Source organism: Bacillus proteolyticus (assembly GCF_001884065.1).
Taxonomy (GTDB): Bacteria; Bacillota; Bacilli; order Bacillales; family Bacillaceae_G; genus Bacillus_A; species Bacillus_A proteolyticus.
On the sequence record NZ_MACH01000055.1, the window covers coordinates 39524 to 53649 of the forward strand.

A 14126-nucleotide genomic window follows, 5' to 3' on the forward strand; every position below is an offset into this window, starting at 1 on the left:
GGAGGAGTTTTTTCATGGATAAGAAAATCGAAGTCCTATCAACGACGCGTATTAAATATTCGTCTGACTTGTATAAAATTGTTGATAGCTTGAATCGCACGTTAAAAGAGCAGGACCTCATGTTCGGATTAGCATTAGACGAAAAAGATAAAGAAACAGCTGTATTTACGATTTACAGAACGTAGTGATACAATGAAAAAGTGGATCTTTGCAATCGTTATCGTAATCGTTGCTAGCGGAATATATGGGGCGTATGTTTATAATAAAGCAATGGAAAAGAAAATTCCTAAAGAGGCAAAATCTGTAGAAATTGCTAAAGAAAAAGCAAAGCTTACAAAGGTAAAATCTGTGGATTATTATAATGGAAATTCTTCATATACAGTCGTGCAGGGTGTAGACGAAAAAGGAGAACAAATTATTGTTTGGGTGCCTGATAAAAAAGGAAATGTCCTTGTGAAGAAAAAGAGCGAAGGTATTTCAGAAAAAGCTGCTTTGCAAAAATTGGCTGAACAAGCTACAGGAGAAGGTGCTGAGCCGAAGCCGAAACCAAAAGAAGTCATAAAAGTAAAATTAGGTGCTCAAAACGATATTCCATTGTGGGAAATTACATATATTGATCAGGAAGATCGTTATACGTATTACTATTTAGAGTTTCAAAATGGGGTTTATGCTGGACACTACAGCATTGAAAAATAGATGTAGGGGGAACTACAAATGAAATTAGCAAAGCGAGTAGCTGCTTTAACACCATCTGCAACTTTAGAAATTACAGCAAAGGCACAAGCATTAAAAGCAGAAGGTCATGATGTAATTGGATTAGGAGCAGGAGAACCTGACTTTAATACGCCAGAACATATTATGGATGCTGCGCATAAAGCGATGTTAGAAGGACATACGAAGTATACACCAACAGGTGGATTACAAGCGTTAAAACAAGAAATTGTGAAGAAGTTTACTCGTGATCAAGGAATTGTGTATGATCCATCTGAAATTATTGTATGTAATGGTGCCAAGCATGCATTATATACATTATTCCAAGTGTTACTTGATGAAGGAGATGAAGTTATCATTCCAACTCCTTATTGGGTAAGTTATCCTGAGCAAGTAAAGCTTGCTGGTGGTAAACCAGTTTATGTAGAAGGTCTAGAAGGCAATGAGTACAAAATTACAGCAAAGCAGCTGCGTGAGGCAATTACAGAGAAAACGAAAGCAGTTATTATTAATTCACCGAGCAATCCAACAGGGATGATTTACAGCAAAGAAGAATTACAACAGCTTGGAGAAGTATGTTTAGAGCATGATATCTTAATCGTTTCAGATGAGATTTATGAAAAATTAATTTATGGTGACGCGGAATATACTTCAATTGCCCAGCTTTCTAATGCATTGAAAGAACAAACACTTATTATTAATGGTGTATCTAAATCACATTCTATGACAGGTTGGCGTATTGGATATGCAGCAGGAAATAAGCAGCTTATTAAAGCGATGACGAACTTAGCGAGTCATAGTACGTCAAACCCTACTTCAATTGCTCAATACGGTGCAATTGCTGCGTATGCAGGCTCACAAGAACCTGTAGAAACAATGCGTCAAGCGTTTGAAGAAAGATTGAACATTATTTATGATAAATTAATTCAAATTCCTGGTTTTACTTGCATTAAGCCACAAGGTGCTTTTTACTTGTTCCCAAATGTAAAAGAAGCCGTAGCATTAGCTGGGTATGATACAGTTGATGAGTGGGCAAAAGCATTATTAGAAGAAGAAAAGGTGGCTCTTGTTCCAGGTACAGGATTTGGTGCACCAAATAACGTTCGATTATCGTATGCGACATCTCTTGAGCAAGTTGAGAAAGCATTAGAACGAATTCATACGTTCATGAAAAGTAAAGTACAGGCTTAATCGTCTGTTTCTTGTAGTAAATGGAAAAAAACCTCTCTATATATAGGGAGGTTTTTTTGACGAATTGTGGCAAAAAGAAATGGCTAAAGGTGTGTTATACTAGAAAGCGAGGTGTTTGGTGATGAAAAAGAAAATGATGTTACAATGGTTTGAACAGGGAAGCATAGCGATTCCTAAATTGCTTATGATGCATTATAAAAAGCTAGGTTTAAATGAGACGGAATTTATGGTAGTACTTCATGTACACACATTTTTAGAATCAGGTAATTCGTTCCCGACTCCTTCAGAGATTTCAGAACGGATGACGATAACAGAAATGAAATGCATGGAAGTGATTCAGATTTTAATCCAAAAAGGCTTTTTAGCACTAGAAGGTGGACGAAGATCTGAAGCGATGATGTGTGAAAGTTATTCTTTACAACCACTATGGGAAAAAATATTGCACTTTTTAATGAATGAATCTATAGAGGAAGAGCAAAAAGAACAAAAACAAATTCAAGTAAATTTATATACAGTATTTGAAAAGGAATTCGGAAGACCACTTTCGCCATTTGAATGTGAAACATTAGGGATGTGGGAAGATCAAGATCAACACCATCCAAATTTAATTCAAGCGGCTCTTCGTGAAGCTGTTATGAGTGGTAAACTTAATTTCCGGTATATTGATCGTATTTTGTTTGAGTGGAAAAAGAACGGAATTAAAACGGTAGATCAAGCGCAAAATCAAGGCCAGAAATTTAGAGCGAATCAACAACGCACGCAACAAACGACAAAACAAGAGACGAAATTTACTGGGAAAGTGCCTTTTTATAATTGGTTGGAGCAGTAGTGTAGGAGGAAAGATATGTTGAACAAAACGCAAATTCGTTATTGTTTAGATACAATGGCGGATATGTATCCAGAAGCGCATTGTGAATTAATTCATGATAATCCATTTGAACTTGTAATCGCAGTGGCATTATCTGCACAATGCACAGATGCACTTGTGAATAAAGTGACGAAAAACTTATTTCAAAAATATAAAACACCAGAAGATTATTTAAGTGTGTCTTTAGAAGAATTACAACAAGATATACGTTCCATTGGATTGTTTCGAAATAAGGCGAAAAATATTCAAAAATTGTGCCGGATGTTACTAGATGATTATAACGGGAAGGTTCCAGAAGACCGTGACGAGCTGACGAAATTACCAGGAGTAGGGAGGAAGACAGCGAATGTAGTTGTTTCGGTAGCATTTGGAATTCCAGCGATTGCTGTTGATACGCATGTAGAGAGAGTAAGTAAACGGTTAGCAATTTGTAGATGGAAAGATTCTGTGTTAGAAGTGGAAAAGACGTTGATGAAGAAGATTCCAATGGATGAGTGGGGAGTTACACACCATCGTATGATTTTCTTTGGACGTTATTACTGTAAGGCGCAGCGACCACAATGTGAAGAGTGCCGATTACTAGAAATATGTCGTGAAGGAAAGAAACGAATGAAGGGGAAATAAAGGATGGAGCGAGTTATAGAAATACCGAAAGAGTTTCGGTACGTACCATTTTTTAAAAAGAGTGCAAATTCGATTACGTATAATACAGACCAGTCTTTTGAAGAAATAATACAAAATACTTACTTTATATTTGATATTGAAAGACAATATGAGCCGTGGAATGAAATTGAAACAAGTATTCCAGGGGTGTTAAATGTATGGAAAAGCAGGCATGAAGAAATTGCTACACTATTTCGAAACCGAAAAAAACAAGAAGCTGAGGGCCCGATGATTCTTTTTGCAGCACACTTGCTATCGATTGTATATTGGCTAAATGAGAAGCCTGTTCATAGTTTGAATGAGATGCAAGTAAATACGAATGAATTGGAAGTACAACCTGTTAATTTTATAGAACGATACTCATTTATTATAAAGAAACCGAGTAATTATCATTCGTATATTCAATTAGCACAGTTGTATATTGAAATAGAAAAGCTATATGTTAAGAAAATGATAACAAAAAAGAAGTCCTTTTCTCGTTAAGAGTAAGGACTTCTTTTTTGTCATTAAGACTCTGATGTAACAACATCTCCGTCTGCGTGAGGTGTATCTCCTCCGGGATTCTGTTGGTGCTGCTCTTCTTCAGCTTTTTTTCTGGCTTCTTCTTCAGCTTTTCTCTTAGCTTCTTCTTCAGCTTTTTTCTTAGCTTCTTCGTCAGCTTTTTTCTTAGCTTCTTCGTCAGCCTTCTTCTTAGCCTCTTCTTCAGCAGCTTTCTTTTGAGCTTCTTCTTGCTGTTTACGTTGTTGTTCTTGTTGCTGTTGTTGCTGTTGTTGTTTACGCTGATCTTCGTCAGCTTTTTTTGTAGCTTCTTCTTGTTTTAGTTTATCTTCATTGGCCTTTTTCTGGGCCTCTTCGTCAGCCTTTTTCTTAGCTTCTTCGTCAGCTTTCTTCTTAGCCTCTTCGTCAGCTGTTTTCGCATCTGGAGTTCCGCCAGGCGCAGTGAATGATGCACCAATTGCAGGACTTGTTCCAGTACCTTTTTTCGCTACTACAGAGAAGCTGTAAGTAACACCTGGTTTAATACCACCAAGAGTAGCTGTCGTACCGCTTACTGACAAGCTACCACTAGAACCGTCAGTAGCTTTATAGCTTGCTGCGTATGCATCAACATTTGATGATGGTCCAGACCAGTTCAGTGTCACTGTGCTAGCACCATCGAAAGCGACATTAAGGCCACTAGGTGGATCTACTTTAATTTCTTTAACTGCATCTTTTTTCGCACCTTTAATGTACAGTTCTCCATTTAATTCTTGTACAGAAGAAGGGCGCTCGAAACGAGATTTATCTGTAGCGAATTTGCTCATCATCACTTGGAACATTTGCTGAGCAATTCTAGTAGAACGATCTCCAATGTAATTTTCTGCACTATCTTTTTCATAACCGGTCCATACAGCCATTGTATATTGAGGCGTATATCCTGCGAACCAACTATCTCTGTTTGCATCTGCTGGAATATCGTATTTTTTAATAACAGATTTATCAAAGTTTTGTGTTCCTGTTTTACCAGCAACGTCAAAACCAGGAACATAAGCCGTTGGGCCAGTACCACCACTACCAGGTTTTACAACATCACGAAGTACATCGGTAACCATGTAAGCTGTATAATCGTGCATTGCTCGTTTTTCTTTCGGCTTAAAGCTTTTCTTTTTCCCATCTGGGAAAATAACTTCTTTAACGAAATGAGGCTTATTGTACATACCGTCATTTCCAAATGCTGCATAAGCTCCAGCGACATCTAACGGAGAGCTTTCATTACTACCAATTGCAGTTGATTCAAATACAGTATCATCTTTAAATGTCATGCCTAGATCTTTGGCGAATGCTTTTGATTTATCAAGCCCGACCGCTTGAGCTGTTTTTAAAGCAGGAATATTTAAAGATTTTTTTAGTGCGTCACGTAGGGAGACATCTCCTTTATAACTGTTTGTAGCATTTTTAATTTTTGTACCATCAGAGTATGTGTACTCTGAGTCATTTAATTGATGGTACGTAGACCATTGTAGATTTTCAATAGCTGGACCATAGTCAAAAATAGGTTTCATTGTTGAACCAACTTGACGTTTTAAATCGATAGCCATGTTGTGTCCTTTAAATGTTGATTTGTTTTCTTTACGACCGGCACCGACTGCACGAACTTCTCCAGTTTTCGTATCCATAAATACAAATGAACCTTGGAATTGATCATTTGGATATTTAATAAGATTTCCATCCATTATTTTATCTGCATAATCTTGAGCTTCAAGGTCAAGATTTGTATGGATTATTAAACCATCAGAGCCAATATTCACATCAGGTATCTCTTTTTCTACTTCTTTGAAAACGGCATCTAAATATGCTTGATAAGGCATTTCAGTTGCATCTGAAGATGGAAGAAGACCTTCTTTTACAGAGATTTGCATAGCTTCGTTCATTTCTTGTTTTGTAATGTAGCCATGACGATTCATTAATGTTAGTACAACATTACGACGATTTGTTGCTCGTTCAACATTTTCTGGTTTTGTTGGATCATAAATGTTAGGACCTTGGGGTAAACCAGCGAGCATTGCAGCTTCATGTAACTTTAAGTCTTTTAAGTCTTTGTTGTAGTATTTTTTTGCTGCAGTTGCAATACCATACGAACGGTTACCTAAGTTGATTTTATTTAAGTACATTTCTAGAATTTCATGTTTAGAGTACTGTTGCTCTAATTTATAAGATAAGTACCATTCTTGCACTTTTCTCTTTGCGGTTTTTTCCATCGTTAGGAAATAGTTTTTAACTACTTGCTGTGTAATTGTACTACCACCTTGTGATCCGAAACCACCAGTGACATTTTCCATAACTGCTTTTGTAGTACGTTTAAAATCAATTCCATTATGGTCATAGAAGCGTGAATCTTCAGTCGCAAGGAAGGCATTTTCAACTACTTTTGGAATTTGTTCATATGTAACATGGGTTCGTTTTTCAGCACCGTATTCATAGAAGAAATTCCCGTTTTTATCAAGGAATTTTGTTGATAAAGGATTGACAAGTTTTGATTTGTCTAATTTCGGAGCGTCCTTTACCATAACAAAGAAAGCTGAAACGCCGGCAACGAGTCCGACGATACTAAGAAGTAGAAAACCTATAAGGAATTTCTTGAAAAAGGAACCTTTTTTCTTTGGTTTTTCTTCTTTATTTGTTTCTTTCGTTTGATTTTTTACATGATTTCGTTCTGTACGAGAACGATAATTATCTGACATTATACTTTCTCCTACCTTTCATTCTCTCCCCAAAAGTCGAAAAAAGAGCCTTAGTGATGACTCTATCACGAAAAATAAACCGTGTCTAGTACGCGGATATAATCAATTCGAGGGTGAAAACCGCATGATAATAAAGATCCATGCTCTTCTATTTCTTGTTTTGTAATCGATTTACGTCCACCAGTATTTTGACGATTCCAAAATGCAATAATATGTTTTGCATCTAATAAATAAAATTCATCAAAAAGTGTAAATTTAATAATAACAAATGCAATTCCATTATGAGCGATTACTTGCTTCATATGCTCAATTTGATGAAGGTGGAAGTTTTGAAGTGGAAAACTGGTTTTGTTTTTTGTTTCTTTTGCTTCAAAATCGATGTATTTCCCTTTGTATACACCGTTGTAATCTGTTGTAGAAGGTTGTTTGAAATACGCTTCTTTTACCACTGCAGCACTTCGAGCGGGGTAATCTACTTTTACAATTTGAAGAGGTGTAGGTTTTTTATGTACGCATGCAATATTATGGGTTAAGTAATATTGATTGGTTTCATTCAATTCCTCTTCAAGGGACATACCTCTATTACTGTAAGTATGTTTTTTTATTGGTGTTTTATGGGGTTGTGAAGCTTGATCGTACCTTTTTCCATTTGGGTAACGAATGGTCATATTGTGTCCACTCCCAACTTGTTAAGAATTACTTACAAAGGTGATTATATCAAAAAATGAAAAAAGATGTGACCTTTTTCTAGAAAGGTATGGTACTTATTCATGTTTAGCTGGAACGATTACGAAAAAATTAAGCAAAACCGTAATGATATTTTGTGTACAGAAGAGGAGAAAGCTATAGTTCTTAATATTAAGGAGAGAACGGATATAGCTAACGTAGATAACATTTCACGTACACAATCTTACCAAGAATATTATTTGAGAAATAAAGAAATTAGGTGGTCTTTTTTAGCGAGTATGGTCTCAAGGAATGGGGGATGGAATATGACCGATTTAGAAGGAGAATATTATTCTAATCTTCTACCCCAAACAGTTAAGAGACGATTATTTCTTTGTTATGAGAAAGCCAATTGGCTCATTTTTTTAGATGCATTCCCTCAACTATTACTGTATGAAGAAAGTAAAAGGCGATGTGAGCCGCTCTTTCATTTGTTACAATTTTTTAACATATCAATTTTTATGGAAAAAGAATGGTCATATTTCTGGGAGAAAAAAGATATCAATAGGCTTATGACGGCGCTTATTATTAATGAACAAAATAAAATTCAAAAACCAGTAATCGAGAATACATACTTTCAAAAACATGTATTTGATACGGCAGTGTTCAAATTTCAAGAAATACTTCACATTAGTGCAGTTGTTTTTCCGATGATGGAAGGGAGAATGTATGGGTTTTCAGTTTATCAATTTGAAACGTTACAAAAACGTATAGAACTTGGGAAGAAGTTAGCTTGGTTATTGTTTCATTCAAAGTATAAAGATTCTTTTTATAAGTTTGCATTGCAAACTAGGCATACGGGATCAAGGATGGATTATGAATGTAATATAAGAGAGGTTAGACAATCAAGTACACCGGCTCTTAGAGATGTGTACGCTATTGTCGCTCACGAAAAATTAATTGAAAAAGATTGGTTTAGTGAAGGGATGGAAATGGAGTCTTTATTTGTACTTGAAAAGCCAAAGGGGGAAATTAATATAACAGAATGGTATAGAATGAAGAGGGAGCAAATACACACTCTTTCTATATTAAGTAGTTTTGTTAAAAGAATAGATGAGTTCATGATATAATCAAAAAGTCCCGCTTTCCTACATGAAGGCGGGGCTTCTTGATTAAAAGTAATATGTTCTTCAACAAATTACTTTTTACTTCGCTATTTGCCGGCAGTACGACTTTAACCTCAGCACTTATCGAAAGCGAATAGGGAAGGTTGGACTGGAAATTAGCTATTTGTAAAAGCCACTTTGGTTAAAGGGGCATTTTATCCTGCTATTTGTGGGCGGTAAAACTCCCACCTCAAAATTCGGCTGGAGCAAAGAAGTTAGGTGGAAGCCTTGCTGCCCGTAAACGCTCGATTAGTGAAGGCTAATAATCAGTGGGGGATGAACAAAACCCTCACTGATTAAAGTTTCACTTTATGTAGCGGGGAAATTTGGACCATCAAGCTTTGGATTACCAGTCTCAGGTTTGTTTTGTTGTTTGTTTTGTTTTTTCTTTTTTTCATTTTTATTTTTTGCCATCATAATACACCTCCTTTTTGTATTGTTACCATTTCTAAAAATGGCATACAAAATGATTTCTTTGACGAATATCAACTAGTTTTGTCATGTGAGCAGGAGTAACCAATCAATCGGCGAAATTACATGACAAAGGAAAGGCAAAGAAGGGGGCGTTTTAAATATGGCGATGGTTCAGAAGGAAGATGTTATGAAAAAAATGGATCAAATGTTAAGTTCTCTCGATTTGCTGGAAATGAATATTGGGATTAGAATGAATCACGCATTGAAGGATAAAGTTGAAAAAATATGCAATAAGATAGAAATAACAGAAATGCATATCGAGCATATGGAAAATAAATTAGTGCATCACGAAGAAAAAGGGAGCTGGGTAAAGACATTTCAAAACGTCGTAGTGAGTGCATAATAAGGTGGGAATAAAATGAAATATGAAGCATTAATCCAGTCTTCGGAGAAGTTAATGCAGTATAATGATGAAGCCAATGTAAAAAAAAGAGAAATGGATGAATATGATTTTTATAAGGATATGAAGCCATTTGTTGATATGGTAGATGCGGAGTTAGAGGTGTGGAAAGAATTAGCTTATATATGGATAAAGGAAGAGCTGCCTAAGTATATACATGTACAACAAATCGATCAAGTGTATGAGAATTTACAAACTAATGTGCTACAATGTTTTGTTAATAAGGGAAAAGGTAAACGTTTCTTTGAAACTCATCAAGCTATTTCGTATACTTTACAAAATATCGTAGATCAATGTAAGTAACAAGAGGGGAAAACCCTCTTGTTTTTTTTAGGCTTCTGTCGCTGTTGTAGGTTTTGTTGCGCCGTTTATTTCTAATTCACGTATTAATGTTCTGTAATCTGAGATGCATATTTTTCCGTCGAGATAACAATGTCTCGCAAAGTCTAGCAGTTCATTTGAACTTTCTGTACAGTACCCCTTTTTTTGAGAAAACGCTTGTTTTAAATCCCCTAATACCATGTTGATTCCTCCCCCATGAGAATCTTCTTCCTTATTATCATAGCATGGAAGGGTTTACTTTCTAATTTTTTTAAAAATTTAAACTTCCGACAAAAACAGACAGATACTCCGTCACACATTTTATTTTATAGGTACATATTCTATATGTAGAAACTTATGTGAAGGAGGAGAGTATGCATGTTTCAACAACCTAATGTATATCAGCAAACAAATCCATATGCACAGCAAAATATGTACCAATATAATGAGGATACATATTTACGATATAATATGTATCCTTTCGAGCCTCATTATGGGAACCAAAATTATTATCAACCTTTTGAAGTGTCGTTTGGGAATCAACCGCAACAAGAACAACAACCCTACATGAATCAACAACAGCAGCAACCGCAACCGCAACCGCAACAAGAACAACAACCCTACATGAATCAGCAGCAGCAACCACAACCGCAACAAGCACAACAGCCCTACATGAATCAACAACAGCAGCAACCACAACAACCCTACATGAATCAACAACAACCCTACATGAATCAACAACAACCTTATATGAATTCACAATATTATATGCCGCCACCATCTTCCTATGGAAATCAACAAGCGATGTTTTATCCACCAAAACAACCGTATCCAACTATGAATAAACAAAAGCAACAACAGCAACCGAGTCAATTTTCTAGTTTTGTTTCCCAATTTAAAACATCAGATGGCAACTATGATGTAAATAAAATGATGAACACAGCTGGACAAATGATGAATGCGATGAATCAAGTGACAGGAATCGTTAAGCAAGTTGGAGGTTTTTTTGGTAAATAATAGTGGGGGGTATCTATAATAGTATTATGTATGAAGTAGGGCAATAGTCAAATTTCTATGAAATAAATGGGTGTATATAACAAGCGGCTTAACCTCTTCTCTCATATTGTAAAGTGTAGTCAGATTTTTTTTAAGAGAGAGGAGAGAAAAACTATGCATCATTGTCATCCTTGTTTTGGAGGGCATAAGCCTGTAGGACCTATTTGTACAACTGCTCCTGTCATTCATCCGACCAAACAATGCGTAACACATTCTTTTTCAACAACGGTGGTGCCACACATTTTCCCAACGCATACAACACATGTACACCATCAACAAATTAAAAATCAAGGCTTCTTCCCACAAACAAACTCGAATGTAAACGTTGTAGATCCTGGTGATCCAGGATTTGGTGGTGGATTCGGCGGGGGATGTGGACCATGTGGTCATGGTCATCATCACCACGGGCATCATATATCTCCATTTGGACCAGGACCGAACGTGTCACCATTTGGACCGGGACCGAATGTATCTCCGTTTGGACCAAATATCGGACCGAATATCGGACCAAACGTTGGTGGAATGTTTAAAAAGTAAATGATATGTTAGAACTAGCGAAATGCTAGTTCTTTTTTTGTAATGGAGTGTTGATATGAAAGTTGTTACTGTAACAGGATATAAGCCATTTGAGCTTGGAATCTTTAAAAATGATCATCCAGGAGTAGAATGTATAAAAAAGGCGCTTCGTCGTAAGTTAACTGCTTTTGTAGAAGATGGTTTGGAGTGGGTTATTATTAGTGGCCAGTTAGGAGTCGAATTATGGGCTGCTGAAGTTGTTTTTGAGATTCAAGTAGAATATCCAGATTTAAAATTAGCGGTATTTACTCCTTTTTTAGAACAAGAAGAAAATTGGAAGGAAGATAACCGTGAATATTACGAATTTATTCTTTCGCAAGCAGATCACATTGATAGTATTACGAAACGGAAGTACGAAAGCCCAGAGCAATTTAAATTAAAGAATCAATTTTTTATTGCAAAAAGTGATGCACTTTTAGCTGTATATGATGAAGAAAAGCCTGGGAGCCCTAAATATATAGTAGAAGCGGCTAAGAAAAAAGGAGAAATAGAAAATTATCACAGTTATTTCATTCTTTTTTCTGATTTACAAGATATAATGGAAGAGGAACAGTGGAATAATGCAGATTAATATGTAATATTGTACTTGCATATTTGATTGACAAAAGGCATTGTTTCTGAAAAAATTTAGTTAATGAAAGCTTTGGCAAAAATTTGAGGTGAAGAAAATGATTTCGGATAAAATTAAATTAACAGCGAAAGATATTTTAGAAAAAGAATTTAAAACAGGTATGAGAGGTTATCAACAAGAAGAAGTAGATAAGTTTCTTGATATGATTATTAAAGATTATGAAGCTTTTCATAAGGAATTTGATCAATTAAAACAACAAAATGCTCGTTTAAAACGTGAATTAGAAGAGCAGAAAGTAGCGGCAACACAAGTTCCGCAACAACCAGTACAAACACCAGTTGCACAACCAGTATATAACAATACGAATACGGATATTTTAAAACGTCTATCTAATTTAGAAAAAGCTGTATTTGGAAGTAAGTTATACGAATAAATTAGGGTAACAAAAAGGTTAAAGTAGTTTACATAGAAAAAAACATTGCAAAATCTTTTTGTTTCCACTATACTAATGTTTGTCATAACGTTTGGGTAATCGCTGCAACGCCAACGTTGTAGAGGAAAGTCCATGCTCGCACGACCTGAGATGGTCGTAGTGTTCGTGCCTAGCCAAGTCATAAGCTAGGGTATTCTGGCTGTAAAGCTGGTTTAACGGCAGGGAAAAAGCCTAAGTCCTTTCGGATATGGTTTGACTACCTTTAAAGTGCCACAGTGACGAAGTCCTTGAAGAAATGATAGGAGTGGAACGAGGTAAACCCCACGAGCGAGAAACCCAAATAATGGTAGGGGAATCTTTTCCAAGGAAATGAACGACGGGAAAGGACAGGTTTTATAACCTGTAGATAGATGATTGCCACCGGAGTACGAGGCGTGGGCCGTTTGCAGTACAAAGGAACAGAACATGGCTTACAGAACGTTATGAACCAACTATGAAATAACTCAGCTCTCCTTTGTTAGAGGAGGGCTTTTTATTTGTATGAAGTTATAAATTATGAGTTACAATGGTTAATGAGAAAATTTTTCGTAAAATGTAATGATTAATAGGACAAATTGCTATTAATTATTGTTTGAATATACATAAGAGGTGAATGCAAATGGGAAAAGTTACTTTAATTGCAACAGCGGCAATGGGTATTGAAGCGTTAGTTGCCCGAGAAGTTCGCGATCTTGGTTATGAATGTCAAGTAGAAAACAGCAAAGTAACATTTGAAGCAGATGAAAAGGCGATTTGTCGCACGAATTTATGGTTACGTACTGCGGACCGTGTGAAAATTAAAGTTGGCGAATTTAAAGCAACAACATTTGATGAGCTATTTGAAAAAACGAAAGCATTAAACTGGGGAGATTATATTCCAGAGAACGGAGAATTCCCTGTTATCGGTAAATCTTTAAAATCTGAGTTATTCAGTGTTTCGGATTGCCAACGTATCGTTAAAAAAGCTGTCGTTGAAAAATTAAAAACAACATATAAACGTACAACTTGGTTTGAAGAAGATGGTCCGTTATTCCGTATCGAGATTGCAATGTTGAAAGATATTGCAACATTAACAATTGATGCGAGTGGTGTTGGACTTCATAAACGTGGGTACCGCATGGATCAAGGGGAAGCTCCTTTAAAAGAAACATTAGCTGCGTCTTTAATTAAGTTAACGAACTGGAAGCCAGATCGTCCTTTCGTGGATCCTTTCTGTGGATCTGGAACAATTCCGATTGAAGCTGCATTAATTGGACAAAATATCGCACCAGGATTTAACCGAGGTTTTGCATCGGATGAATGGGGCTGGGTTGGTAAACAAAATTGGCGTGAAGCTCGTCAAGAAGCTGAAGATTTAGCAAATTATAATCAACCATTACAAATCATTGGATCTGATATTGACCATCGTATGATTCGAGTTGCTCAAGATAACGCAGAAGAAGTAGGTTTAGGTGATTTAATCACATTTAAACAAATGCAAGTAAAAGATTTCACAACAAAAGAGGATTATGGCTACGTCGTAACGAATCCTCCATACGGAGAACGTTTAAGTGAAAAAGCGCTCGTTGAACAACTGTATAAAGAAATGGGACAAGTATTCCGCCCGTTAGATACGTGGTCAATGTATTTATTAACAAGTTACGAAGCATTTGAGAAGTGTTACGGAAAAGATGCGTCGAAGAAACGTAAACTATTTAACGGATTTATCCGTACAGATTACTACCAATACTTCGGAAAACGTCCACCGCGTAATTCATAGTATAAAACTCC

Annotated in this window: 18 protein-coding genes and 1 other RNA gene; 15 read left to right on the forward strand and 4 right to left on the reverse strand. The window is 36.2% G+C overall.

The genetic code is table 11. From position 1 onward, the window contains the following. Positions 1–14 precede the first annotated feature (14 nt). The 6 genes from BAQ49_RS08250 (at position 15) to BAQ49_RS08275 (ending at position 3916) form a co-directional block, all read left to right on the forward strand. Positions 15–185: a YpmA family protein gene (locus BAQ49_RS08250; protein ID WP_000358352.1), complete on the forward strand. Its 171-nt coding sequence runs from the start codon at positions 15–17 to the stop codon at positions 183–185. Between the two features lie 7 nt (positions 186–192). Beyond that, positions 193–696 carry a cell wall elongation regulator TseB-like domain-containing protein gene (locus tag BAQ49_RS08255; RefSeq protein ID WP_071744928.1) on the forward strand — a complete coding sequence of 168 codons (504 nt, stop codon included), beginning with the start codon at positions 193–195 and terminating at the stop codon, positions 694–696. A gap of 18 nt (positions 697–714) precedes the next feature. Continuing rightward, a complete protein-coding gene (aspB, locus tag BAQ49_RS08260; RefSeq protein ID WP_071744929.1) occupies positions 715–1902 on the forward strand; it encodes an aspartate transaminase AspB in 1188 nt (395 codons plus the stop codon). Positions 1903–2023: 121 nt separating this feature from the next. Further along, complete coding sequence (gene dnaD, locus BAQ49_RS08265; RefSeq protein ID WP_071744930.1) at positions 2024–2731, forward strand: DNA replication protein DnaD; 708 nt, start codon at positions 2024–2026, stop codon at positions 2729–2731. Between the two features lie 15 nt (positions 2732–2746). Beyond that, the gene (gene nth, locus BAQ49_RS08270; RefSeq protein WP_000933020.1) at positions 2747–3394 is read left to right on the forward strand and encodes an endonuclease III; all 648 of its coding nucleotides are present in this window, start codon (positions 2747–2749) and stop codon (positions 3392–3394) included. A 3-nt stretch (positions 3395–3397) separates the two neighbouring features. Further along, positions 3398–3916, forward strand: a complete 519-nt coding sequence (locus BAQ49_RS08275) for a YpoC family protein (RefSeq protein WP_071744931.1) — start codon at positions 3398–3400, stop codon at positions 3914–3916. 23 nt (positions 3917–3939) lie between these two features. On the opposite strand, the gene BAQ49_RS08280 is transcribed toward BAQ49_RS08275, so the two are convergent. Together BAQ49_RS08280 and recU are read right to left on the reverse strand one after the other, a co-directional pair. Further along, positions 3940–6654: a penicillin-binding protein 1A gene (locus BAQ49_RS08280; protein WP_071744932.1), complete on the reverse strand. Its 2715-nt coding sequence runs from the start codon at positions 6652–6654 to the stop codon at positions 3940–3942. 65 nt (positions 6655–6719) lie between these two features. Next, positions 6720–7322 (reverse strand): Holliday junction resolvase RecU, encoded by a 603-nt coding sequence (gene recU / locus BAQ49_RS08285; RefSeq protein WP_071744933.1) that lies wholly within the window; start codon positions 7320–7322, stop codon positions 6720–6722. A 102-nt stretch (positions 7323–7424) separates the two neighbouring features. On the opposite strand from recU, the gene BAQ49_RS08290 reads away from it, so the two are divergent. Next, complete coding sequence (locus BAQ49_RS08290) at positions 7425–8450, forward strand: DUF2515 domain-containing protein (protein WP_071744934.1); 1026 nt, start codon at positions 7425–7427, stop codon at positions 8448–8450. 345 nt (positions 8451–8795) lie between these two features. On the opposite strand, the gene BAQ49_RS34070 is transcribed toward BAQ49_RS08290, so the two are convergent. Beyond that, entirely contained in the window at positions 8796–8975 is a 180-nt protein-coding gene (locus tag BAQ49_RS34070; protein ID WP_083595859.1) for a phage portal protein, read from the reverse strand. Between the two features lie 85 nt (positions 8976–9060). On the opposite strand from BAQ49_RS34070, the gene BAQ49_RS08295 reads away from it, so the two are divergent. After that, positions 9061–9303, forward strand: a complete 243-nt coding sequence (locus BAQ49_RS08295) for a hypothetical protein (RefSeq protein ID WP_001252038.1) — start codon at positions 9061–9063, stop codon at positions 9301–9303. Positions 9304–9318: 15 nt separating this feature from the next. After that, on the forward strand, positions 9319–9663 hold the full coding sequence (locus BAQ49_RS08300; RefSeq protein WP_071744935.1) for a YppE family protein: 345 nt from the start codon (positions 9319–9321) through the stop codon (positions 9661–9663). Between the two features lie 27 nt (positions 9664–9690). On the opposite strand, the gene BAQ49_RS08305 is transcribed toward BAQ49_RS08300, so the two are convergent. Further along, entirely contained in the window at positions 9691–9882 is a 192-nt protein-coding gene (locus BAQ49_RS08305; protein ID WP_071744936.1) for a YppF family protein, read from the reverse strand. 177 nt (positions 9883–10059) lie between these two features. On the opposite strand from BAQ49_RS08305, the gene BAQ49_RS08310 reads away from it, so the two are divergent. From BAQ49_RS08310 to BAQ49_RS08335, 6 genes are all read left to right on the forward strand, one after another. Next, positions 10060–10698 carry a YppG family protein gene (locus BAQ49_RS08310; RefSeq protein WP_071744937.1) on the forward strand — a complete coding sequence of 213 codons (639 nt, stop codon included), beginning with the start codon at positions 10060–10062 and terminating at the stop codon, positions 10696–10698. 153 nt (positions 10699–10851) lie between these two features. Continuing rightward, the gene (locus BAQ49_RS08315; protein WP_071744938.1) at positions 10852–11274 is read left to right on the forward strand and encodes a CotD family spore coat protein; all 423 of its coding nucleotides are present in this window, start codon (positions 10852–10854) and stop codon (positions 11272–11274) included. Between the two features lie 55 nt (positions 11275–11329). Further along, entirely contained in the window at positions 11330–11884 is a 555-nt protein-coding gene (locus BAQ49_RS08320) for an SLOG family protein (protein ID WP_071744939.1), read from the forward strand. A 97-nt stretch (positions 11885–11981) separates the two neighbouring features. Beyond that, the gene (gene gpsB, locus BAQ49_RS08325) at positions 11982–12317 is read left to right on the forward strand and encodes a cell division regulator GpsB (protein WP_000622426.1); all 336 of its coding nucleotides are present in this window, start codon (positions 11982–11984) and stop codon (positions 12315–12317) included. A gap of 87 nt (positions 12318–12404) precedes the next feature. After that, positions 12405–12795: RNase P RNA component class B (gene rnpB / locus BAQ49_RS08330), an RNA gene on the forward strand. Positions 12796–12975: 180 nt separating this feature from the next. Further along, positions 12976–14115 carry a THUMP domain-containing class I SAM-dependent RNA methyltransferase gene (locus BAQ49_RS08335; RefSeq protein WP_071744940.1) on the forward strand — a complete coding sequence of 380 codons (1140 nt, stop codon included), beginning with the start codon at positions 12976–12978 and terminating at the stop codon, positions 14113–14115. Positions 14116–14126 lie beyond the last annotated feature (11 nt).

What these genes read in the sequence shown, in the direction of transcription:
- BAQ49_RS08250 (WP_000358352.1), top strand. Translation starts at nt 15, where the DNA reads ATGGATAAGAAAATCGAAGTCCTATCAACGACGCGTATTAAATATTCG.
- BAQ49_RS08255 (WP_071744928.1), top strand. Translation starts at nt 193, where the DNA reads ATGAAAAAGTGGATCTTTGCAATCGTTATCGTAATCGTTGCTAGCGGA.
- aspB (WP_071744929.1), top strand. Translation starts at nt 715, where the DNA reads ATGAAATTAGCAAAGCGAGTAGCTGCTTTAACACCATCTGCAACTTTA.
- dnaD (WP_071744930.1), top strand. Translation starts at nt 2,024, where the DNA reads ATGAAAAAGAAAATGATGTTACAATGGTTTGAACAGGGAAGCATAGCG.
- nth (WP_000933020.1), top strand. Translation starts at nt 2,747, where the DNA reads ATGTTGAACAAAACGCAAATTCGTTATTGTTTAGATACAATGGCGGAT.
- BAQ49_RS08275 (WP_071744931.1), top strand. Translation starts at nt 3,398, where the DNA reads ATGGAGCGAGTTATAGAAATACCGAAAGAGTTTCGGTACGTACCATTT.
- BAQ49_RS08280 (WP_071744932.1), bottom strand. Translation starts at nt 6,654, where the DNA reads ATGTCAGATAATTATCGTTCTCGTACAGAACGAAATCATGTAAAAAAT.
- recU (WP_071744933.1), bottom strand. Translation starts at nt 7,322, where the DNA reads ATGACCATTCGTTACCCAAATGGAAAAAGGTACGATCAAGCTTCACAA.
- BAQ49_RS08290 (WP_071744934.1), top strand. Translation starts at nt 7,425, where the DNA reads ATGTTTAGCTGGAACGATTACGAAAAAATTAAGCAAAACCGTAATGAT.
- BAQ49_RS08295 (WP_001252038.1), top strand. Translation starts at nt 9,061, where the DNA reads ATGGCGATGGTTCAGAAGGAAGATGTTATGAAAAAAATGGATCAAATG.
- BAQ49_RS08300 (WP_071744935.1), top strand. Translation starts at nt 9,319, where the DNA reads ATGAAATATGAAGCATTAATCCAGTCTTCGGAGAAGTTAATGCAGTAT.
- BAQ49_RS08305 (WP_071744936.1), bottom strand. Translation starts at nt 9,882, where the DNA reads ATGGTATTAGGGGATTTAAAACAAGCGTTTTCTCAAAAAAAGGGGTAC.
- BAQ49_RS08310 (WP_071744937.1), top strand. Translation starts at nt 10,060, where the DNA reads ATGTTTCAACAACCTAATGTATATCAGCAAACAAATCCATATGCACAG.
- BAQ49_RS08315 (WP_071744938.1), top strand. Translation starts at nt 10,852, where the DNA reads ATGCATCATTGTCATCCTTGTTTTGGAGGGCATAAGCCTGTAGGACCT.
- BAQ49_RS08320 (WP_071744939.1), top strand. Translation starts at nt 11,330, where the DNA reads ATGAAAGTTGTTACTGTAACAGGATATAAGCCATTTGAGCTTGGAATC.
- gpsB (WP_000622426.1), top strand. Translation starts at nt 11,982, where the DNA reads ATGATTTCGGATAAAATTAAATTAACAGCGAAAGATATTTTAGAAAAA.
- BAQ49_RS08335 (WP_071744940.1), top strand. Translation starts at nt 12,976, where the DNA reads ATGGGAAAAGTTACTTTAATTGCAACAGCGGCAATGGGTATTGAAGCG.